This window comes from Pedobacter psychrodurus (assembly GCF_032678585.1).
Classification (GTDB): Bacteria; Bacteroidota; Bacteroidia; order Sphingobacteriales; family Sphingobacteriaceae; genus Pedobacter; species Pedobacter psychrodurus_A.
This window is the reverse complement of record NZ_JAVTSN010000099.1, coordinates 1-5,326: the sequence shown is the minus strand read 5'-3', so window position 1 is coordinate 5,326 and position 5,326 is coordinate 1. Positions and strand designations below refer to the sequence as shown.

Annotated in this window: 2 tRNA genes and 2 rRNA genes; all 4 read right to left on the bottom strand. The window is 49.2% G+C overall.

Annotation, left to right across the window (positions count from 1 at the left end):
* Positions 1–2,828, bottom strand: a 23S ribosomal RNA gene (locus tag R2S57_RS30100); the annotation flags it as partial.
* A gap of 372 nt (positions 2,829–3,200) precedes the next feature.
* Positions 3,201–3,274 (bottom strand) — tRNA-Ala (locus R2S57_RS30095).
* A 17-nt stretch (positions 3,275–3,291) separates the two neighbouring features.
* A tRNA-Ile gene (locus R2S57_RS30090) sits at positions 3,292–3,366 on the bottom strand.
* A 186-nt stretch (positions 3,367–3,552) separates the two neighbouring features.
* Positions 3,553–5,074 (bottom strand): 16S ribosomal RNA (locus tag R2S57_RS30085).
* Between the last annotated feature and the right edge of the window lie 252 nt (positions 5,075–5,326).

Here is a 5,326-nt window from a genome sequence, read left to right as displayed (position 1 = left end):
AGCTTTACATCTGTAGCCTATCAACGTAGTAGTCTTCTACGGTCCTATATGGAATTCTCATCTCGTGGCTAGTTTCGCACTTAGATGCTTTCAGCGCTTATCTATTCCCAGCGTAGCTACTCTGCAATGCCCCTGGCGGAACAACAGATTCACTAGAGGCTAGTCCAACCCGGTCCTCTCGTACTAAGGTCAGCCCCACTCAAAATTCCTACGCCCACAACAGATAGGGACCGAACTGTCTCGCGACGTTCTGAACCCAGCTCGCGTGCCACTTTAATCGGCGAACAGCCGAACCCTTGGGACCTTCTCCAGCCCCAGGATGTGACGAGCCGACATCGAGGTGCCAAACCTCCCCGTCGATATGAGCTCTTGGGGGAGATCAGCCTGTTATCCCCAGCGTACCTTTTATCCTTTGAGCGATGGCCCTTCCATGCAGAACCACCGGATCACTATATCCGTCTTTCGACCCTGATCGACTTGTCTGTCTCACAGTCAAGCAAGCTTATGCTATTGCACTCCGCGTACGGTTACCAAGCGTACTGAGCTTACCTTTGAAAGCCTCCGTTACCTTTTTGGAGGCGACCACCCCAGTCAAACTACCCATCAAACAATGTCTCCCCATGAGGGGATTAGACACCGAATACAGAAAGGGTGGTATTTCAACGTTGGCTCCACGACGCCTAGCGACGCCGCTTCAAAGCCTCCCACCTATCCTACACATCCTGTATCCAATGTCAATGTTAAATTGTAGTGAAGGTGCATGGGGTCTTTCCGTCCCGTTGCGGGTACCCGGCGTCTTCACCGGGACCACAATTTCACCGAGCTCATGGCTGAGACAGCGCCCAGATCGTTACACCATTCGTGCAGGTCGGAACTTACCCGACAAGGAATTTCGCTACCTTAGGACCGTTATAGTTACGGCCGCCGTTTACTGGGGCTTCGATTCAATGCTTCTCTTACGATGACATCCCCTCTTAACCTTCCAGCACCGGGCAGGTGTCAGGCCTTATACCTCATCTTTCGATTTTGCAAAGCCATGTGTTTTTGTTAAACAGTCGCCTGGGCCTTTTCACTGCGGCTGACATTGCTGCCAGCGCCCCTTCTCCCGAAGTTACAGGGCCATTTTGCCGAGTTCCTTAGCCATGATTCACTCGAGCACCTTAGAATCCTCTTCCCGGATACCTGTGTCGGTTTGCGGTACGGGTTTTTATAACCTGAAGCTTAGCGGTTTTTCTTGGAAGTCTGATTACCTGCGCTATCCGCTTACCCGAAGGCTTGCGGTACTATCGACTTTCAGCTAGATCGGCGGATTTGCCTACCGTTCTAATACCTACTGTCTTTAACGATCTATTCCGTCAGATCGCGGCAGTGTCACTACTCCGTCCCCACATCGCAGTTATAAAAAGTACTGGAATATTAACCAGTTGTCCATCGAATTTCCCCTTCGGGTTCTCCTTAGGTCCCGACTGACCCTGATCCGATTAGCGTTGATCAGGAAACCTTATCCTTTCGGTGGGCGGGTTTCTCTCCCGCCTTATCGTTACTTATGCCTACATTTGCTTTTCTATACGCTCCAGCACCCATTACCAGATACCTTCGCTGCATATAGAATGCTCCCCTACCGATATATTTCAATCCCATAGCTTCGGTGAACAGTTTAATGCCCGTTTATTATCCATGCCCGATCGCTCGACTAGTGAGCTGTTACGCACTCTTTAAATGAATGGCTGCTTCCAAGCCAACATCCTAGCTGTCTGTGCAATCGGACCTCGTTAGTTCAACTTAACTGTCACTTGGGGACCTTAGCTGATGGTCTGGGTTCTTTCCCTCTCGGCGCGTGACCTTAGCACCCCGCGCCTCACTGCAGACCATATTTCATAGCATTCGGAGTTTGTCTGGATTTGGTAGGATTTGACTCCCCCGCACCCAATCAGTAGCTCTACCTCTATGAAACTTAATGTCCACGCTGTTCCTAAAAACATTTCGGGGAGTACGAGCTATTTCCCAGTTTGATTAGCCTTTCACCCCTACCCACAGATCATCCGGAAACTTTTCAACGTTTATCGGTTCGGTCCTCCAGTACGTGTTACCGCACCTTCAACCTGTCCATGGGTAGATCACAAGGTTTCGCGTCTACCCCCTCTGACTATACGCCCTATTCAGACTCGCTTTCGCTTCGGATCCGTGCCTGAAGCACTTAACCTTGCCAGAGAGGAGTAACTCGTAGGCTCATTATGCAAAAGGCACGCCGTCACACAACTTGTGCGCTCCGACCGCTTGTAAGTACACGGTTTCAGGTTCTATTTCACTCCCCTGTTCGGGGTTCTTTTCACCTTTCCCTCACGGTACTGGTTCACTATCGGTCTCTCAGGAGTATTTAGCCTTACCGGATGGTGCCGGCAGATTCCCACAAGGCGTCTCCGACCTCGCGGTACTCAGGATACTGCTAGGCTAGCATTCTATACGTGTACCGGGCTATCACCGTGTATCGCTGGGCTTCCCATCCCATTCCACTTCTGTTTGCTAATGCCACGTTGCAGTCCTACAACCCCCACTTTGCCGTAACAAAGTAGGTTTGGGCTCTTTCCCTTTCGCTCGCCACTACTTAGGAAATCATTGTTATTTTCTCTTCCTCTGCTTACTTAGATGTTTCAGTTCGGCAGGTTTGCTCATTATATGTGACTAGTCTTCAACTAGCCGGGTTGCCCCATTCGGAAATCTTCGGATCAATTCCTATTTGCAAATACCCGAAGCTTATCGCAGCTTATCACGTCCTTCATCGCCTCTGAGAGCCAAGGCATCCCCCGTGTACTCTTTATTACTTTCTTCTACTCATACGCCTTTTGCGCCGTATGGTATGCTTTTTTGCTCTTGTTATGATGTCTCATACCTCACTTTGTATTGCTACTCTGTTCGGTGAGCACAAACACAACAGTCGCCTATTGTTGTTTGCTCTTCTTTTTTAACTTCTTCCAATATGTCAAAGAACTTTACTAAGGACAGGTAAAGGGTATAAAGGTTACGGGTTTCATTTTCCGTACCTAAGCCTTTAGCTTATCCTTGCTGGTAAAAAACCGCGGTCTCGAACCGTTCCATATTTTTGATACCCTCATATCAATATATGTGCCCCATGGCGTTTCTTCTTTCTTAATCTTTATGTCAATGTATATTATCTATCCCGATAATAAGGTAATATTCTGTGGAGAATAACGGAGTCGAACCGTTGACCTCCTGCGTGCAAGGCAGGCGCTCTAGCCAGCTGAGCTAATCCCCCAAAAGGATTTTAATGTGTAGTCCCGTCCAGATTTGAACTGGAGACCCCTACATTATCAGTGTAGTGCTCTAACCAGGCTGAGCTACGGGACTTTGCTTTTTGGCAGCTCTGTATGCAGTATATAGTATCTTACCGCTACCGCTTTCCTTTGCTAACCTCAGCTGATCTCCGTTATGCTGTCGCTCTCAGGCTACCGCACACCGTTTTCTTCTGGGTGTTTCTTTTTTCTCTTTTTTCGAAATATCATGTTGCGTGGCGAGTAGGCGGTGCTACTCCAGAAAGGAGGTATTCCAGCCGCACCTTCCGGTACGGCTACCTTGTTACGACTTAGCCCCAGTTATCGGTTTTACCCTAGGACGCTCCTTGCGGTTACATACTTTAGGTACCCCCAACTTCCATGGCTTGACGGGCGGTGTGTACAAGGCCCGGGAACGTATTCACCGCGTCATTGCTGATACGCGATTACTAGCGAATCCAACTTCATGGGGTCGAGTTGCAGACCCCAATCCGAACTGTGAATGGCTTTGTGAGATTCGCATACCGTTGCCGGCTAGCTGCCCTCTGTACCATCCATTGTAGCACGTGTGTAGCCCCGGACGTAAGGGCCATGATGACTTGACGTCGTCCCCTCCTTCCTCTCTGTTTGCACAGGCAGTCTGTTTAGAGTCCCCACCATGACGTGCTGGCAACTAAACATAGGGGTTGCGCTCGTTGCGGGACTTAACCCAACACCTCACGGCACGAGCTGACGACAGCCATGCAGCACCTAGTTTCGTGTCCTTGCGGACTGATCTATCTCTAAATCATTCACTAACTTTCAAGCCCGGGTAAGGTTCCTCGCGTATCATCGAATTAAACCACATGCTCCTCCGCTTGTGCGGGCCCCCGTCAATTCCTTTGAGTTTCACTCTTGCGAGCGTACTCCCCAGGTGGAACACTTAACGCTTTCGCTTAGCCGCTGACTGTGTATCGCCAACAGCGAGTGTTCATCGTTTAGGGCGTGGACTACCAGGGTATCTAATCCTGTTTGATCCCCACGCTTTCGTGCCTCAGCGTCAATAGGACCATAGTAAGCTGCCTTCGCAATCGGTGTTCTGAGACATATCTATGCATTTCACCGCTACTTGTCTCATTCCGCCTACCTCTAGTCCATTCAAGCCCATCAGTATCAAGGGCACTGCGATAGTTGAGCTACCGTCTTTCACCCCTGACTTAACAGGCCGCCTACGCACCCTTTAAACCCAATAAATCCGGATAACGCTTGGATCCTCCGTATTACCGCGGCTGCTGGCACGGAGTTAGCCGATCCTTATTCTTCCGGTACATTCAGCTATCTACACGTAGATAGGTTTATTCCCGGATAAAAGCAGTTTACAACCCATAGGGCAGTCTTCCTGCACGCGGCATGGCTGGTTCAGAGTTGCCTCCATTGACCAATATTCCTTACTGCTGCCTCCCGTAGGAGTCTGGTCCGTGTCTCAGTACCAGTGTGGGGGGCCATCCTCTCAGATCCCCTAGTCATCGTCGCCTTGGTGGGCCGTTACCCCGCCAACTAGCTAATGACACGCATGCCCATCTCAATCCCATAAATGTTTGATCATTGGATAATGCCATCCTGTGATTTTATGCGGTATTAATCCGGATTTCTCCGGGCTATCCCCCAGATTAAGGTAGGTTGCATACGCGTTACGCACCCGTGCGCCACTTTTGATAGAAGCAAGCTTCTATCTATCGTTCGACTTGCATGTATTAGGCCTGCCGCTAGCGTTCATCCTGAGCCAGGATCAAACTCTCCATTGTAAAATGTGTTGTAAGATGCTGACCAGTTTTAACTATTGTTAAAAATAGTCTTCTTTTTTGTTATGTTGTCTGTTAGACACCACCTTTAAAATAAAGCTACGTAATCATGTACTTTGATCGGTACTCCATTACCTCGCTACGCTACATTGACATCTCTTTTAAGAACTTTGTGATCTGGTAAACCTCACGGCCGATCATATATATCGTTAAACTTCAGTTCGGAAAAGTCTTATTCGTCTCTCCGTGTTTCTG